The sequence below is a fragment of the Sedimenticola hydrogenitrophicus genome, from assembly GCF_025175675.1.
In the GTDB taxonomy this organism is placed as follows: Bacteria; Pseudomonadota; Gammaproteobacteria; order Chromatiales; family Chromatiaceae; genus Sedimenticola; species Sedimenticola hydrogenitrophicus.
Genome location: NZ_JANIOA010000041.1, coordinates 1 through 14,561, shown reverse-complemented (window position 1 = coordinate 14,561; position 14,561 = coordinate 1). Strand labels below are relative to the sequence as shown.

General features: G+C 58.4%; 8 protein-coding genes. All 8 read right to left on the bottom strand.

Annotated elements, in window-relative coordinates:
* Positions 1–69 precede the first annotated feature (69 nt).
* Complete coding sequence (gene hisS / locus NPX02_RS17470; protein WP_260295112.1) at positions 70–1,338, bottom strand: histidine--tRNA ligase; 1,269 nt, start codon at positions 1,336–1,338, stop codon at positions 70–72.
* Between the two features lie 71 nt (positions 1,339–1,409).
* On the bottom strand, positions 1,410–2,444 hold the full coding sequence (locus NPX02_RS17465; RefSeq protein ID WP_260295110.1) for a RodZ domain-containing protein: 1,035 nt from the start codon (positions 2,442–2,444) through the stop codon (positions 1,410–1,412).
* Positions 2,444–3,241, bottom strand: a complete 798-nt coding sequence (gene pilW / locus NPX02_RS17460) for a type IV pilus biogenesis/stability protein PilW (RefSeq protein WP_260295109.1) — start codon at positions 3,239–3,241, stop codon at positions 2,444–2,446. Before pilW ends, NPX02_RS17465 begins: the two co-directional genes overlap by 1 nt.
* Position 3,242: 1 nt before the next feature.
* Positions 3,243–4,319, bottom strand: coding sequence for a dual-specificity RNA methyltransferase RlmN (rlmN, locus tag NPX02_RS17455; RefSeq protein WP_260295108.1), 1,077 nt, complete (start codon positions 4,317–4,319; stop codon positions 3,243–3,245).
* A 274-nt stretch (positions 4,320–4,593) separates the two neighbouring features.
* On the bottom strand, positions 4,594–5,022 hold the full coding sequence (gene ndk / locus NPX02_RS17450; RefSeq protein WP_260295106.1) for a nucleoside-diphosphate kinase: 429 nt from the start codon (positions 5,020–5,022) through the stop codon (positions 4,594–4,596).
* Between the two features lie 294 nt (positions 5,023–5,316).
* Positions 5,317–7,539 carry a GTP diphosphokinase gene (gene relA / locus NPX02_RS17445; protein WP_260295105.1) on the bottom strand — a complete coding sequence of 741 codons (2,223 nt, stop codon included), beginning with the start codon at positions 7,537–7,539 and terminating at the stop codon, positions 5,317–5,319.
* A gap of 534 nt (positions 7,540–8,073) precedes the next feature.
* On the bottom strand, positions 8,074–9,528 hold the full coding sequence (locus NPX02_RS17440; RefSeq protein WP_260295104.1) for a TolC family outer membrane protein: 1,455 nt from the start codon (positions 9,526–9,528) through the stop codon (positions 8,074–8,076).
* Positions 9,529–10,769: 1,241 nt separating this feature from the next.
* On the bottom strand, positions 10,770–14,561 hold a 3,792-nt coding region (locus NPX02_RS21415; RefSeq protein WP_305792920.1), incomplete at its 5' end, for a beta strand repeat-containing protein.

The window sequence follows — 14,561 nt, the reverse complement described above, 5'->3', positions numbered from 1 at the left end:
TCGTCCTCTCTCTCCGCCCGATAGCGGCTAAACAATTCACTGCCGGGAACCGCAGGGTCCCCGGGCTAATCAGATTTTCTCGCGCAGATAGCCCGCCAGATCGTCCAGCGCCACTTGTTCCTGTTCGCGCTCTTCACGCAGATACTTGACCCCTATGATGCCCTGGGCCAGCTCATCCTCGCCCAGCACCAGCGCAAAACGGGCTCCGCTACGATCCGCCTTCTTAAATTGGCTCTTGAAGCTGCCGCCACCACAGTGGGTCATCAGCCGCAACCCCGGCACCTCGCGGCGCAGGCGATCGGCCAGCAACATCCCCTGGCGTTGCGGGGTATCGCCAACCAGCACCAGATAGGCATCCAGGGTCTGCAGTTCAAGGGGGATTTCCCGCTCTTCCAGCAGCACGATCAGCCGTTCCACGCCCATGGCGAAACCGACCGCCGGGGTCGCCCTGCCGCCCAACTGCTCCACCAGGCCATCGTAACGGCCACCGGCACAGACGGTGCCCTGGGCTCCCAGGCGGTCGGTCACCCACTCGAACACCGTGCGTGCATAGTAGTCGAGTCCGCGCACCAGACGGGTGTTGACCACGTAGGGCACGCCCGCCGCTTCCAGTCCGGCGCAGAGGCTCCGGAAGTGCTCCTTCGACTCCTCCCCCAGGTAATCCATCAGCGAGGGGGCGCCTGCGGTCAGTTCCTGCATATCCGGGTTCTTGGAATCGAGGATACGCAGGGGATTGCTGTCGAGACGGCGCAGGCTGTCTTCATCCAACTGCCCCCTGCGTTCCGAGAGATAGGCCACCAACTGCTCACGATAGACCGCACGCTCTGCGGAGGTACCCAGGGTGTTGATCTGCAGTTCCAGACCCTCCAGCCCGAGGCACTCCCAGATTCGCCGGGTCAGAAGGATCATTTCGATGTCGATGTCCGGACCGGTGAGGCCATAGGCCTCCGCGCCGATCTGATAGAACTGACGATAGCGTCCCTTCTGGGGACGCTCATGCCGGAACATCGGGCCATAATACCAGAGGCGCTGCACCTGGTTGTGGAACAGCCCGCTCTCGATGCCGGCCCGCACACAGCTGGCGGTGCACTCCGGGCGCAGGGTCAGGCTGTCGCCGTTACGGTCTTCGAAGGTATACATCTCCTTCTCGACAATATCGGTCACTTCGCCGATCGAGCGTTTGAACAGCTCGGTCATCTCCACCACGGGGGTACGCAGCTCCCGGTACCCGTAGCTGTCCAGAACGGAGCGTGTCTGCTGCTCCAGAAAATGCCAAAGTGGCGACTTGTCCGGCAGGATATCGTGCATGCCACGGATGGCTTGGATATTTTTGGCCATTACTCTCTGATTCTTTAAGCTCAATTCTATTTATTACTGCAGGTTCCGAAGGCTAGCCAACCGCCCTGCCCTCATTCGATATCGAGGGTAAACCGAGCGACATTCGAGCGGGTATGCGGGGCCAGATCATAGGCCGAGCCATTGACGAGAATACTGACTGCGGAGGCATTTCCGAATACCATCTGGTAGGGCGCCTCACCCGCCAGCATCAGGCGTTCCCCCGCTGTTTTGTTGCCGATCACCCGGTAACCGCCGGTGGCGTCCCGGATCTCGGTCCAGCAGGCTTCGGAGAAGCTGACCTGCACCTGCGCTGTGGCTGGTGGCTGGTCGGCTCCCGGCGTCACCACCTCGCCGGCCACGGTGACATCCGCCGCACGGCCCTGCGCCACGTCATCGGAAGGCGCGGCCGAATCGCTCACCGCCGGTTGCGGCATCTCCTCCAGGGTTGCGGGCGGCGCATCGCTGCGCTCACGCGTGGTCTGATCGTCAGGGCGCCGCGATGGTGTCGACCCCAGCGGCGCGGCGGAGTCACTGACCGGGGCGTCCAGAATCTCCGGCCGCTCAGCCAGCGGCGGCAGGGTGACCGTGCCGTCAGGGGCAACCGGTTGACTTTCGGTCACCGGCGGCGGGTCTCCCGCCTGCTGCGCTACCGGCGGATTGTCACCCTCGAGGCCCAGGCTGATCGGCCACTGCAGATAACCGCGCCACCAGGTCACCACCAGGGCGATGATACCGATAACAATCAGCCAGGTGATCACGCGCACAACGGTATGACTGCTGCGCACTTCATGCCGGATCTGTGAGGCCTTGAGATGCATGGTCTCGTCAGCCACCGGCCGATAGTGCTGAAAGGCATCCAGTATCGGGGTAACCGGGACATCCAGCAGGCGGGCATAGTTGCGCAGATAGCCCTGGACAAACACGGGGCTGGGCAGTTTGCTGAAATCATCCGCCTCCAGTGCTTCAAGCAGGGAGACATTCAGGTGCAACAGACCAGCCACCTGGTTGATATCCAGATTTCTCGCCAGGCGGATCTCCCGCAACTGTTTTCCAGGTCCCTGGACAACCGGCTCATGCACCTCTTGGTTATGATCGGCGGCATTCATTACTGTTCGGCATCCTTCAAAAGCTGCACCTCCCTGGAGTCAGGGAAGTTATTTTTCAACATTAGAGAATAGCTGGAGACCGCATTCCGGTCGCCGAGGATACGCTCATTCCGGATACCCAGCCACAGCGAGGCCGGCGTCGGTTTGGTCAGCTCCAGATAACGCTGCAGATAGGCGCGGGAAGAGAGGTTCTCTTCTTTCTGAAAGCTGATTTGGGCCATCTGGATCAGCGCCAACGGGAACTTGGCGTTGTAGCCCAGCGCCCGGCGAAAGTACTCCTCGGCCTTTTTCATGTCATTGTTGCGTATGGCGCAGATGCCCGCATTGGTCAGCGCCACTTCGGGGGTCCTGTAGAGTGGGTTGAGCAGTGCCTTCAGGAAATACCCGTCGGCCTCTTCATAGCGCTGTTGCTGGCAGAGAAAGGAGGCATAGGCATTCAGCACATAGGAGTTCTTGGTGTCGATACGGAGACTGCGCAGAAAGTGTTTCTCCGCCAGATCGCGTTCACCCAAGCGGTCGTACAGAAGGGCGATGACGTTATGCCCCTCCGCGTTCGCCGGCTCGACCGAGAGTGCCTGCTTGGCCTTCATCAGCGCCACGTCCAGATGGCCTTCCCGCATATAGGCGATAGCCAGTTTCACATAGACATCCCCCTCACCGGTTCGGTTGTTCTGACTGAACTGTCCGGTGTTGTCGACCATATCCGGGGAGGTGCCACCCGGCCTAACCGCCCCCTGCTGACAGCCGGCAAGCAGCAGCGCGAACACCCCCAGAACTGTGAGCTGACTGAGCTTCAAGCTAAAATCCTCCCGAATGTTTCAATTCACGTCGACTGCGATCCTTTACCCGTCCCACCAGCTGGCCGCAGGCCGCGTCGATATCCTCGCCACGGGTCTTGCGAGTGGTGGTGACGATGCCGGCCCTGACCAGCCGCTGACGAAAGGCGTCGATCCGTTCCGGCGGCGAACAGCGGTAGTGAGTTCCCGGAAACGGATTGAATGGAATGAGATTGACCTTTGACGGGGTGCCCTCCAACAGCCTGATCAGCTGCCGGGCCTGTTTGTCACTGTCGTTGATACCGTCCAGCATGACATATTCCCAGGTCACCTTGCGCCGCTTGTCGCCCCGCAGATAATCCCGGCAAGCCGGGATCAGCTGCTCCAGGGGATACTTGCGGTTGATCGGCACCAGCTGGTCGCGCAGCTCGTTGGTCGGCGCATGCAGCGACACCGCCAGGCTCACCTCGGACAACTCCCTGAGCTGTTTCAGGGCCGGCACAATACCCGAAGTACTGATAGTGACCCGGTATTTCGACAGCATGTAGGCCAGGTCGTCCTGCATGATATTGGTAGCGGTGACCACCGGGTCGAAGTTGGCCAGGGGCTCGCCCATCCCCATCAGCACCACGTTGGTGAGCGACTTGCCCAGTTCCCGCTCGGCCACCCATACCTGGCCGATAATCTCCGCGGCGGTGAGATTGCGGTTGAAGCCCTGCTGCGCGGTGGAGCAGAAACTGCAGTCCAGCGCACAACCCACCTGGGATGAGATGCAGAGGGTACTGCGATTGGGTTCGGGGATGAACACCGATTCGATGCGGTTATTGCAGTCCAGCTCCAGCACCCATTTATGGGTGCCATCCAGCGCCGGCTGCTCGAACACGATCTCCGGCACCCTGACTTCCGCCGTCGCCTTGAGCTGTTCGCGCAGCTTTTTCGACAGATCGGTCATGGCATCAAAATCGGTGACACCGTGCTTATGGATCCATTTGAGCACATTGCGGCCGTTGAAGGCCTTGGCACCCAGCCCTTCGAAGAAGGTCTCCATGCCCTTGCGGTCAAAATCCAGCAGATTGATTTTCTGTTCAGCGCTCGGCATTACCCTGCCACTCCACATAGTGATTGATAAGGTGTCGCCGATTCCATGTGTACACAGTCCGGCCGGTCTTCAGCGGAATAGCTTAGGGCTCGCGCAAGAATAATTCCGTAGTACCGAGGGCGTTCCTGGGCCCCGCTGGCAAGGCACGCTTTGCAGGCAATGGCTGCTCCCTTGGCAAAAAGCGTAACGCCGCCAGCGGGGTCCAGGGGCGACCGAATACCGGAACTTATTCTTGCACGAGCCCTTAGGTAATGCAGATCGATCAAGGGTGACCTCAACGCAGCCTTTCGCAGACGCCTTCGGGGAAGAAGAAGGCGATCTCCACGGCAGCCGTCTCCGGGGCGTCCGAGCCATGCACGGCATTCTCATCGACCGTCTCGGCAAAATCGGCGCGAATGGTGCCCGGTGCGGCATCTTTCGGATTGGTGGCACCCATTACCTCGCGGTTCTTGGCAATGGCATTCTCACCTTCCAGCACCTGCACCATCACCGGCCCGGAGGTCATGAAATCGATCAGGTCATTATAGAAGGGGCGCTCTTTGTGTACCGCGTAGAACTCGCCGGCCTGCTCGCGGCTCAGCTGCAGCATCTTCGAGGCAACAATGCGGAGGCCCGCCTCTTCGAAGCGGCTGTAGATCTTGCCAATGATGTTCTTTGCCACCGCATCCGGCTTCACAATTGAGAATGTACGCTCGATCGCCATCAAAAACTCCAATAATTTCAAACAATAAAAAACAATGCCCAGCCGCCAGGCTACGCAGGAAATTTGAATTCAGCCCTCTGAAATAACCGACTGCCCTTCTGTGGGCGGTACATATCTATGGAGAAATCGCACTGATTTACCGAAGGCGCCAGAGAGGATCTGTTTTCTATTTACAAAATCAACGCTTAGTTTACCTTGCGGTGGGGGAAACAGGCAATTTATCATTCCGCGCCGGCAAGATTATCGATGGTTAGCGCCGTGCACCCTCCACCCGTCCACGCACCGCGCATTCCGTCACACATCACGCCTGACCGCCAATACGTCGGGCAATTGGGCGATCTTCTCCAGGAGACGGCTCAACTGCCGCATATTATTGATTTCAATGGTAAAACGCATATTGGCGCGATCCATCTTACGGTTGGACTGGGTGTTGACCCCGAGCACATCCACCTCTTCGTTGGTGAGGATGGCCGATATATCCCGCAGCAGCCCCTTGCGATCGGCCGCGGTGATCCGGATATCCACCTGATAGGTACCGGTGGCGCCCTCGCCCGCCCAGGCCACATCGATCAGCCGTTCACGCTCATCACCGTCGATGTGGCTAATCATGGCGCAGTCGTTGCGGTGCACTGTCACGCCGCGACCGCGGGTGATGAAGCCGACTATCTTGTCATTCGGCACCGGCTTGCAGCAGCGCGCGATGTGGGTCATGAGATCGCCCACACCCTCGACGATCACCTCGCCGCGTCCGCTTTTCCTCGGCCGGCCGGGTTTGCGCTGGGGAACCGGTTCAACCTGTGTCGGTGTCCGTACCGGCAACTCGTGCGGCACGCCCATCCCGGCCACCTGTATGGGGGAGACCTCGCCCCGGCCGATGGCGGCCAGCAGGTCATCGGTTTTCTTGAAATTGAACCGCTTGACAGCAATGGCCAGATCCGGTTTTGGCACCCCCAGGCGATTGACCTCACGCTCCAGGCTGACCTTGCCGGCATGCAGATGCTGCTCGTAATCCTGCTGCTTGAACCACTGGCGAACCCGGTTGCGCGCCCGGCTGGTTTTGAGGTAACCGAGATGGGGACTGAGCCAGTCCCGGCTGGGTCCGCCCTCCTTGACGGTCAGGATCTCCACCAGCTGACCACTCTCCAGCGGACGGGTGAGGGGGCGGATCTTGCCGTCGATCTTGGCGCCACGGCAACGATGCCCCACGTCGGAGTGGATGGCATAGGCGAAATCCACGGCGGTGGCCCCCTTCGGCAGCTCCACCACCTTGCCCTGCGGGGTCAGCACATAGACCTGGCGCGATTCAAATTCGCTCTTCAGGTGGTCGACGAAATCCTCCGAGCCGGCCGGATCGTCCTTGACCTCGATCCAGTTGCGCATCAGCGAGATGCGCCGCTCAAACTCGGCGTCCCCCTTGCTGCCGCCCTCCTTGTAGCGCCAATGGGCCGCCACCCCGAGTTCGGCATGCTCGTGCATGTCGTGGGTGCGAATCTGGATCTCCAGGGTCTTGTCTTCCGGCCCGATCACCGCGGTATGGATCGAGCGGTACATGTTGGCCTTGGGGGTGGCGATATAGTCATCAAATTCGCCCGGAATATGCCGCCACAGCCCATGGACGACACCAATGGCGGCATAACAGTCGGCCACGTTGTCCACCAGTACCCGCACGGCCCGCAGATCGAAAATCTGCTCGAACGGGACCGCCTTGCGCTTCATCTTTTTCCAGATGCTGTAGATATGTTTGGGACGACCGGTAATTTCGGCGTCGATATGCAACTCGGCAAACTTGGCCTGCAGTATGTCGACGACATCATCAATATACTCTTCCCTGTCGGCACGCCGGCCATCCAGCTTCCTGGCGATATCCACGTAGGTCTCCGGCTCCAGATAGCGCAGGCAGAGATCCTCCAGCTCCCACTTGATCTGCCAGATACCCAGCCGGTTGGCGAGGGGGGCATAGATCTGCTGGGTCTCGCGCGCCTCCTTGACCCGCATCGCCTCGGGAAGCGCTTTCAGGATACGCATCACATGCAACCGCTCGGCGAGCACGATCAGGACCACGCGGATATCATCGGCGATACTGAGCAGCATGCGGCGCAGGTTTTCGGTATGCGCCAGCTCCTTGTCATGCTGACTGGCCGCCCGGTCGCGGGAGACAAAACCGATCCGCGCCATGTCACTTACCATGCGCGCGACGCTTTTGCCGAACTGCTTTTCCAGCCGCTGCAGATTGACCTGATCACCCGGCAACACATCGTGCAGAATGGCCGCCGCCAGGGTCTCCCAGTCCAGATCCATCTCGGCCAGGATCTCGGCCACGGCAAGGGCGTGGCGCAGCGTCGTCTCGCCGGTGACCTCGACACCCTCGCGGTGAATCTCAAAGGCGAGATCGCACGCCTCGTGCAGCTTTTCCATCTCTGCCGCACTGCGCTTGACCGCCAGGCCCGCCAGCCACACACGGATGTCCCGCTCATCCAGCGCATCATTTTCAGGAAGGTTGGTTGTGATGCTAACCATTTGAAGTCCTTATGGAAATATCAACCCAAGCCGTACCGATCCAGGCAAGGATTCAGTGCCCTATCCATTTCTTATAGTAGTTATTACATCTTATTTGGGGGCCCAAATGGATCTCAGGAGGGGAAGCGGAGTCAAATTAGCATCGCTATGCTGCAACCAACCAGCCCATCCCACGCGAATTTGACTCCGACTCCTGTGCTTTATACCCATCAACGGCGCCCTTTCCCTGGTGAATCTGCTGCGCATTATTCAGGAAAATGAGAACAATGCCAAACCACGCCCGTGAGTCTAGCGCAGTCGGCAGTATGGCTATATGAACGAGATCAATGAAAAAGGTTCACTGGGAGAGTGCAAACCCTCAGGGGTCGGTGCCGTAGGAGTGCCTCTGACGTGAATGGTTTTCGCGGGATCCTCAGGGGTCGGAGTCAAGCCACCCGGCCTTTCAACCATTCGCTCTGCCATGGCGTGGCTTGACTCCGACCCCCTACTTGCTACGGCGTAATTGGAATAAGCCGGAAATGAGCCCAATCCATATCAGTTATTTTTTTTCTCGCCATCCGTTGTCGTGCCGGACGCACCCGGTCCGCCATGCTCTTGCTTGTCGGCGATAAAATCGCTCGCCAGTACGGTTTTCGGCGCGATCTCGGCATAGGGCTTGAGACCCTCATCGCCGGTACCCGGCCCTTGCGGCACCGGCACATTGATCGTGTCAAGCAACTGCCCCATCCCCACCAGAATACGGTACTGGGCATTGAGCAGATCCGACAGCGCTTCAGCATAGGCCCGCTTCGCCTCGAACACCTCGTTCTCGGTGTTCAACAGATCGATCAGGGTGCGCTTGCCGATATTGAACTGCTGGATGTAGGCGTCGCGGGTATTCTCGCTGGAGATCAGGTGCTGATTCAGGGAAACCAACTGCGCCTGGGTCGCCTCGTAAGCGGTCCAGGAGAGACGCAGGCTCTCAACCACCTGGCGATAGGTCCGGTTGCGGACCTCCTTGGCCTCGTTGATCAAATGGGCGGTCTGTCGCTGGCGCGCCTTGTCCCGCCCCCCGGAAAACAGGTTATAGCGCATCCGGACCATGGCCGTGACATCTTTATCAACACCCGTAACACCATCCTGATCCTCACCCCAGGTGCTGCCGACCTCCAGGTTGAAATGGGGATAGAAGGAGTTGTCAGCCGCCGCCCTCTGGGCGACAGCCGAATGGACATCCTCCTGGGCCGAACGCAGTGTGGGGTGTTTCGCCAACGCCGCCTCTATCGCCGCATCAAGGCTGTCCGGCAAGCGGGACTGCTGCGATGGGACCGGCTCCAAATCCCGCGGCAGATCACCCACCAGGGTCAGGTAGGTCGATTCCGCATCCCTGAGATTGGCCAGGTCCGCCAGCCGGCTGGCATCGGCCGAGGCACGCCGGCCGCGCACCTGTTCGAGATCGGAACTGCGCCCGATACCGGCCTCACTGCGCAGTCTTACCTGATCATAAATCCGTTTGTGGGCCTCAAGGTTCTCTCCCGACAGCTCGACAAACCGCTGCTGGCGCAGGACGGCCAGATAGGCGCTGACGGTCTCCAATGCCTTGTTCTGACTGACCCCTTCCACCCGGTAACCGGCCGATGCCCGGCGGGCGCTCTGGCGCGCCACCTCGCTGTCGGTGGCGTAGCCGTCGAACAGCATCTGCTGGAGATTGATAGCCGCCTCCTTGCGCGTCAGACTGCGATCATCAAACCCGGCCGCGCGTGTCGAACTGTTATCGCTGCGCTCATACCCGAAGCCCGCCGTGATATCCATGGTAGGCAGATAACCGGCCCGCGCCTGCTGCACCTCCTCGGTACGCGAGAGCAGTTCGTTGGTTTCGACACGCACATCGGGGTTGCTGCTCAGCGCCTGACGTATTGCGTCTTCCAGGGTGGTTGCAGATACCAGGGAGTAGGGAATAGCCCAGAGTGAGGCCACAAGGACGAGATTGAGCGTTTTCTTATTATTCATGATTAGGTTCCGAAAACATGATCCTTGTCACAGAAAAAGTTGCGGAATTCTATCAGAGATGGCGATAGCTACACAAACACCAATCCATCGATTCGCACAAAATTATAAATAAAACAGATATATGGATAAGAATATGGACTCATAATCGGTTGACCGGAGCGGCCGATGGGTTGGGCCATCAGGGGTCGAAGTCAAGCCAGCCAGCATTCCGCCCGAGCGTTCTGCCGTGGAATGGCTTGACTCCGACCCCTACCTAATACGACGTACGGTACCTCAACGGCCGTAGGTCGTGTTAGCCGAAGGCGTAGCCCGACAGTTTATAGCGCGGGAGGAACCAACAAAGTTGTCCACGTGTATAAGCCAGCCAACCTATCACCCGGTTACTCCAACATGACGTGGCTTGACTCCGCCCCCCCTACCTGCCCACACACCCACATGGCAAATCCACCACCTGTAGGAGTGGTTTTGCCACGAATCCTGCTTCTGGATCTACATCTCCCGCAATAACAACCGAATGTGCGCACAGACTCCAGACCCTGCCAGCACAACCAGGGAAAAGTGGAATCCGGGATGGAATTGAGCTTGCTCGCCGGGTTGATGGAATGACGGCTTCATCAAGGCCATGGTATTCAATTATCCCGCCGCAATTCCTGATAATCCCTTCGCTTTTTACAATTCTCATACATTTCGGAAGTGCAATCCCTGGAACAGATGTACTCACAACGGGCATCTTCAGCAGGAACATCACCAATGAAAACCGCGAACAGCCGCCGTAGCATGTTTCTCGCTCGCTCAACCAATTTTTTATACCTGCATTTGTATTTGTCAGTTGTTTGCGCATAAGTTGGAAAAACCGGTAAACCGGCTTATCCAGGACCTCCCGTCAATCCAGTCCGAAAACATGAACCATGTCACAGACAAGACAGCGAAATCCAATCAACAGCGAAACCAGAAAACAAATTACGTTACTTCACTGCGGTCCCATTAATAAATGTCTAGAATGATCTCAGGTGATTGATGTTAAATAACTTTTCAAATTACGTAGTAATTGTCGGTATGGAAACGCCCACCCAAACCCTCGCCCTGAGGGAGAGGGAATTTATGGGACAGCAGTGACGTTGCTTTTATCCTCTCCCTCAAAAGTACTGGGGGTACAACGAAAGGCACGGAACCGGCGAAGGTTCCGTGCCCAGTAACTAGTGGTGTCTACTCACCGGTGATGGATTATTCGAAAACCACCCTCAATCGGTAATTAACTGGTCATTGGCCAACAGGTTCTGAATAATTTCCGTATCCGTGTTACCCAGGCTGGTCAGATTCACCCCTTCCATAATGATTTTCTGGTTGCTACTGTTGGCCACATCGCCCGTGGTACTCACATCAATGGTGGTATTGCCGGTACTACCGTCATAACTGAAGTGCAGATACTGATCCAGGTTGATGGCATCGGTGCCGCTACCGTCATGCTCCCCGACCAGCAGATCCCCCAAGTGCAACACATCAGCACCAGAGCCAAAACCCCTGACGGCATCGACAGCTGGCGTTATGGTATCGCCCTCGTCACCTGCATTCCATTTAAAGGTATCGGAGCCCAACCCGCCGATAAGAAGGTCATCACCCGCTCCACCGATCAGGATATCGTCACCGGTTCCACCGTCCAGCGTGTCATTGCCTGCTCCGCCGCTGATGTAGTCGTTGCCGGAACCGCCGGTGAAGATCGAGTCGTCGGACCCGCCGATAATCGTTTTGGCTGTGCTCAAGGGGCCGTCACTTACTTCAAAAGTCATGGTCGGGGCGAAACCGCTGGGCAGTTCCGAGGTGGTGACCAGAAAGAGCTTGTCGGTGCCCGATTCGGTTGTCGGCGTGCTCAGCAGTGAAGTGTAGGCGCTCAAGTCATACTCACCCTGAGCGTTGGGAGCAATTTCCTCGTAGCTGCCATCAGCATGTACCACGCTGATGGTCGAACCTGCTGGAAGATCACTGAGCGCCAGGCTGGTGAAAGACTCGGGCGTTCCAACCGTATCCTGAACTGCGGCAAAGATGTCCACCGGGTAGCTGTAGCTGGTCAGGCCGGTTGGGCTGGCATTTACATCGATGTATTCGATCTGGAAGCCGTTTTGACCCTGATTGAAAGGGTTGGAAGTATCTTGAGCAATCGACAAACTCTGCATGTCCGAACTGATCGAATAAGAAAAGTCTGCGGAGGTATTGCCACCTTGGTTGAACACGCTGCCGTTGATGTGCGACACAACGGTTGCCTTGGTAATGGTTCCTGTAATGTCGCTGTAGGAAACCGTCCAGTTATTGCCGGTCACTTGACCGATCATTATCACGGGGTTGGCGCTGTCGCCGTTGACTTCAAGCTCTAGCTCGACATGTAGCGTATCGGTCGAGACTGGGCCCCCGGTCGAGCTGATAACTCCCGTAATGGTCCCGCTTGCGCTGGGAAGGTCGCCGACTTCGAGATTACTGCAGATCAGTACAGAGTCATCGCCCGCGTTCTTGAGGCGCAGGGACATGTACTGCATTCCGGAGGGGAAGGTCATCGTGATGGTGTCAGAACCTTCAATTCGGTTATCGCCACTGCCGGACGAAACTGCCAGCTTGCTACCATTTGTCCAGCTGAAAGGCGTATCGGAGTTACCTGTGGAAAGGGTGATGCCGCTCGGGAATGTGTAGCTTGATTGGCCAGCAAGTCCGCCGCTGCTCGTGCTGACATCAATCGTGTTGACTATAGGAGCACCAATTACCACCGATACATCGCTGCCCGGAACCGCATCGGCTACCGGGTTGATGGTGATGTTGATCGAATCGATATCGGTCAGCTCGCCGCCTAATCCGGTATTGCCGCCATCGTTGCTGGTCATGGTCAACGAGACCGTGCCGCTGGCGTCCGCCACTGGCAGGTAGCTTGGCTGGCTGGCGGGTGCAGCCAGGTAGGCGTTGATGTCATCAAGCGTGCCGCTCAGCACGATGCTGCCAGTACCCGAACCGGCCACTTCGACGCCGCTGGCATTTGCCGCGCTCAGCGTGCCGCTGGCTACCGCCAGGGTTACCGAGATGAGCCCCGAGGTGACGTCCACATCGCTTACCGAGAGTCCACTCAGCTTGAGCACGGTGTCTTCATTGGTGGAGTAGCCAGCCGGTAATTGATTGATCGGCGCGTCGTTGACCGCGTTGATCAGGATGGAAACGGTAGCCGGCGTTTGATCCACGTTGCCGGCGACATCGCTCGATAGGTACTGGAAGTCGTTATTACCATTCCAGTCGGTGTTCGGTGTGAAGCTCAGACTGGCCTGATTGCCTATAGCCGGAATGGCTTGGCCAATCAGAACCTCCTGGCCGCTGTAGATCAGTGTGCCGTTCGCCGGCAGGCTGGTAATAGTGAAGTTGGCAATGCTGCTGGCGTCATCGGTCGCACTCAGGATGATGGCAATGGGACCAGAATCCTCATTTCCGACAACGGCTACATCGCTGGTTTCAGGAGCGCCCGTATCACCAATCGTGATGGTCGTGGCGGTCGACTCGGTGTCGGTACCGTCTTGAGCCGTGGCCATCACGGTCACGCTCAGTTCGCCAACCGGGTTGCCTGGGACAGTCATCTCCAAGCCGGTGATGGTGACAGCCTTCGTCTCGGGATCAATCGCTACATTATAAGTGCCCACTGTTTCAAGGGGCAGCGTCCAGGTGTCGCCACCATTATCTGTACCGGCGGATAGGGTGGCACCAGTGGGGACCTTGACCGTGATGCTGGCAATCGACTCGGAGTAATCGATGTCCGTCGGTGTAGCCGTGATGGTCAACGGATAGTCGATGCTGGAGACAAACTCGATCGAGTTGATCAGGTAGTCATCACCCGTGCTGGCGTTATCCGTCGGCACACTGAATTCGACACGGCTGATCGCTGCGCCGGTGCTGCTGGTCAGCGTGATGGCTGGATCGACGGCGTCGGTGAAGCCAGCAACCGTGCCAGTCCCGATTGGGTTACCGGCGCTGTCGAACAGGCTATATGTTGCTCTTTCGCCACTATGCAGCCAGGCGAAGCGTACGTCGACACTTGATACCGGAGCATCGAAGTCCACCACAATACGTTCCGATTGGCCATTTAGTTCGCCAATTTCGCTGCTGGCGCCGGAGGCTGCTCCAGTAACCCCGAAGCCTATGGGGTTGCTGTTGATTGAGAACCCTCCTGAAGTACCATCGAGATTGATGGCGCTGACGGTGAAGCCTTGGTCGGTAGCCGTGACGTTAGCGGTGTCGATGGTCGTGGTGCTGATGTTGGCTTCGCCCAGTTCAATGGTGACGATGGGCGCATCGGCCACAGGCGTCACATCGAAGGTGAGGGTGCTGGGCGTGATAGCGAACTGACCGGCCTGATCACTCACCGAGAAGGTCAGGGCGCTGTAGTTGTCGCCACTGGCGTCCTGCGCAGGCGCGAACGTCATGTTGTTAAGGTCGGCCAGGGCAATGACTTGGCCAGCGTTTAACGCGGTGCCGTTCAGTTGGAGTGAACCGGCCCCGGGCAGGCTGTCAATGCGTACCGCCTGAAGGGCATCGCCGCTATCAATATCAGCAAAGCCGAAATCGGCAGCGCTGAAGCTGTGGCTGGTGTCCTCGTTGAGGCTGATGACACCATCGGTACCGGTAGGCGCGTCGTTGAGCGGGCTGACGTCGGCAAAACTCAGTTCGGCGCTGTCGGTCAGGTCGCCATCGGTGAGGGTGTAGGTGGCCGTCGGTACCGGACCGTTGTAGTTGGCGGCCGGGGTAAAGGTGAAGCTGCCGTTGGCATTGATCAGCAGGCTGCCGACACCGGCGATGGTGGCGGCACTGCCGGCGCTGTAGACGGTGGCATCACCGGCGACGGTGAACTGGGTTACGCTCAAGGCATCGCTTTCCGGGTCGCTGTCGTTGGTCAGGACGTTGCCGCTGGCGGCGCTGTCTTCGGTCACGGCGACCGGGCCGTCATTGACGGCCAGCGGTGCGTCGTTAACCGCGCCGACGCTGACGGTGACCGTCGCGGTGTCGGTGCCGCC

What these genes read in the sequence shown, in the direction of transcription:
- rlmN (WP_260295108.1), bottom strand. Translation starts at nt 4,319, where the DNA reads ATGCCGAGCGCTGAACAGAAAATCAATCTGCTGGATTTTGACCGCAAG.
- NPX02_RS17440 (WP_260295104.1), bottom strand. Translation starts at nt 9,528, where the DNA reads ATGAATAATAAGAAAACGCTCAATCTCGTCCTTGTGGCCTCACTCTGG.
- relA (WP_260295105.1), bottom strand. Translation starts at nt 7,539, where the DNA reads ATGGTTAGCATCACAACCAACCTTCCTGAAAATGATGCGCTGGATGAG.
- NPX02_RS17465 (WP_260295110.1), bottom strand. Translation starts at nt 2,444, where the DNA reads ATGAATGCCGCCGATCATAACCAAGAGGTGCATGAGCCGGTTGTCCAG.
- ndk (WP_260295106.1), bottom strand. Translation starts at nt 5,022, where the DNA reads ATGGCGATCGAGCGTACATTCTCAATTGTGAAGCCGGATGCGGTGGCA.
- hisS (WP_260295112.1), bottom strand. Translation starts at nt 1,338, where the DNA reads ATGGCCAAAAATATCCAAGCCATCCGTGGCATGCACGATATCCTGCCG.